This window comes from Metaprevotella massiliensis, assembly GCF_900241015.1.
On sequence record NZ_LT965940.1, the window covers coordinates 1 to 3,279 of the forward strand.

The 3,279-nt window shown below is 32.5% G+C and carries 2 protein-coding genes; both read right to left on the bottom strand.

Going from position 1 to position 3,279, the window contains the following annotated elements:
- Positions 1 to 299 precede the first annotated feature (299 nt).
- On the bottom strand, positions 300 to 2,417 hold the full coding sequence (locus C1709_RS00835) for a hypothetical protein (protein ID WP_102285053.1): 2,118 nt from the start codon (positions 2,415 to 2,417) through the stop codon (positions 300 to 302).
- Positions 2,417 to 3,082, bottom strand: coding sequence for a hypothetical protein (locus tag C1709_RS00840; RefSeq protein WP_102285054.1), 666 nt, complete (start codon positions 3,080 to 3,082; stop codon positions 2,417 to 2,419). The genes C1709_RS00835 and C1709_RS00840 overlap by 1 nt, the downstream gene beginning before the upstream one ends.
- Positions 3,083 to 3,279 lie beyond the last annotated feature (197 nt).

The window sequence follows — 3,279 nt, forward strand, 5'->3', positions numbered from 1 at the left end:
TTGGACACAAATATAGATGATAATTATCGTTTGACTGCATCAATTATACCAATATATACGTTGGAATATGCTTCTAAACACAACTAAATGGAAATTTCTCTATAAATGAAGGTTTTGCAGAGGTCTCGTCCCTTAATAACTATCGATAAGCATCCGTGCGATGCTCTTCCTATTCTTTTTTGTCCTTTTCTCTGTATTTCTTCCTTTTGTTGGTGCAAATTTACAAATAAATCTGCACACATGCAAATTCTCTCGTAGTATTAATGCGGATTAATATATTAGAAACCTTACCCTAAGACTTAATTGTCTATTGTTATATCAATCTCTTCTTCGTCAATTACGATTCCTCTATCTTTCAAGAATTTGTCGGTACGTGTTATTAATTCGTTATCAATATCTTCATTCGTATTATTTAATGTAGCCTTCATTTCTTTTTTGAATAAATCTAAATCACGTTTAAATTCCCAGTTTTGCATTTCAGATGATGCATATAGAATTATTCTATCCATTATTTTTGCTCCTATTGCCAGTGTTCTTTCACTGAATGACGCAACAGAATGAAGGATAGATACCATTTGGGTTTCAGACAATGGGGTTGAGATATTTGTCAGTTCTAAGAATTTTCCAGGGCTACATATCCATCCTTTATAAAATGGCTGATTACCAACTTTTGTAAGAATACTATCATAACTCAAAATAATCCAATGTTCATAGTTATTAATGACTCTATCATTTGTATATTTTAAAGCTATTGAGTCATGATGTACCAAATGTCCTGGTTTTTCTTTGTTTTTTTCCTTTAAGCAAATGGAATACTCATTATCATAGTCTTTTAAATCTTCATCTTTATAAAACGGAATGCTCTCTTGAATGACATTGCCTTTCATTAACAGACTTGTTAGATCTGTCATAATTTCTCTAACCCAAGCCTTGATATTGGACTTTTCAGTTTTTATGGCAACACTGAATGATGCCAGATACTCCATAAAGTTAGACGGAAGTTTGGCGCCAGATTTAATCAGAGAATAGTAATTTGATACAAAAGCATTATTTGAATGAACCATTTCTTCTGGATCAAGATCTACATTTTGATACTTTCTTGCAGTTAGCAAATGACCTGCACATTCATTGATATACGAATATGGGATTGAAACCTTAGATGTGAGAGTGATTGCTCTTTGAACGCTTTTGATACTTTTCTCAAATGTTTTTGTTACTCCACCCTGATATAGTTGAGAACAAATATATGGAATAGCAACGGTTGGTTCAAGCATGACACAAAAATCCTCCCACTTGTTTGCTCCTAACGCTTGGGCTGATGACAAAGGATTAGATCCTTCTAATGCTAAGTACACACAGGCTCTTGTTATTTTTATAATTAAAGGATGAGTTGCTGCTATATGAGCAAGATCTTCAAGAGCCTCATAGGAATTTCCTTCGTCTAATCCTTTCTCCTGCCTAAGATACTTTATTATTTTTTTATCACTGTCTTTAGCCAACCTAAATATTGGATGGTCTATTTTTGTCCTGGCTTCTCGAAGGATGCGAATCTGATTGTCAATTGCAGAGAATGCTAATAGCGTTGCTATTCTTTTTGAATCATCCTCATTCCAATAAACATTATAGTCGGTTCTCATCAAATCGATCTGTGCAGATGTCAAAGAACTCAACTCATAAAGATAAGCCTTTTTCCTTGCCTCAATATCGTTTTCCACAGATGGCAACAATACAAAGCCTACTGATTCTTTATGCATTTGACCTCTTGACAACAAGGAATCTATTCGTTTCATTATTACCTCATCCTTTTCTTCTGGCAGTTTTAGAAAATCGAGGACATCTTTTGTTAATTCCTCTTTATTCTCATAATGATTAGAAGACACTTTAAATAAGATAGCATCGTCATAAACTTTTCCCTTTAAATCATGAACATCTGCGGATGCTATTGTCATAGAATGGAAAGCCGCAGTTAAATAGTCAACATCTGATGAACTGATTTGACGATAATCAATGCCATCACTGAAAAGCTTGTTCTCCATATTAGAATCTATGATAAACTCTGCCAATGTACTTGAGCACATACAAGTGACAGGAATACCATATTCTGCTTTAAAAAGAAGGCCTTTCTTCCGTAATTCGGCATCGCTTATGTTGTATTTGAAAAAGAAATATATATGCTGTATTTTGTAGACACGAATTTTCTTTTTCAGGACAGCAGAATCTATCACTGCACCTTTATCAATAATTAAATAATAAAGCACAGAATTGGGAATCGTTTTTTTTACCCCCTTTTTCATGACAAGACTATCTTCATTCACTGCAATTATTTCCAGTATATCCTGGAGAACAATTGATACGGCCTGTTCGAACTTCTTCTTATCAAAACCGTTAATAATTAATGTAAGTGATTCTCTATCCATTATATTTTTGATGTTTTATTATATATATTTTTTAATTCTACAAGGGAGAATAAATGACTATAAATGTCATTTGCATACGCTTTTATTGAACGTCTGGTCTTGTCGTTATTATAGTACTTTATATATTCCTTACTATCACTGAATATTGTGTTTTTCTTTTGTAATTCAATAAATATCAACCGAACCTCAACAGGAATCATTGACTCAAATATCATGAGTTGCTTTATTACACAAGCCTCAGTTCTCTGCATGTAATCAAAGTATTCAAACCAATTGGTTGATTTGGCAATCAATAAGTTATCTTGACTACTAACTCCTTCTCTTTTCATTAAATCAAAATCACAACAATTCATGAAATCCTGTTTGGTAGGATTGCTATTATTAACAATGTCCGTAAAAGCATTTTTCCCGATTCCTTCCAACAGCTCAAGATTCGAAATAATATAATTACGAATTTGGTCTAGCTGATGCTTTTTTGGGAAATAATCTGTTACAAGATAAAAGATACAAGAAGCTATTATTGATAGCGAAACACAATTCGACACTACACCAAGAGCATATACAAAACTATTTAAAGCTTCGTGTTTTAATAAAACACTTTCGTATAGTATGCAATAAACTATACAGAGCATCGATATAACTATAGCTATTTTAGAATAAGACATAATTTGAAACTATTGATATATTATTAAATTGAAAAAAGAGATTATCATTATTGTATAAAACTCATTTGGTTAAGAGGGTGTGTCATAATTGACTATGGTCATTTATGGCGCACCCTCTTTCTGTATATCGTTTAGCGAAAGCAAAAACAAAGTTATTTATTGATTTTTGTTATATGGTGTCCCATTGGCTTAAAATT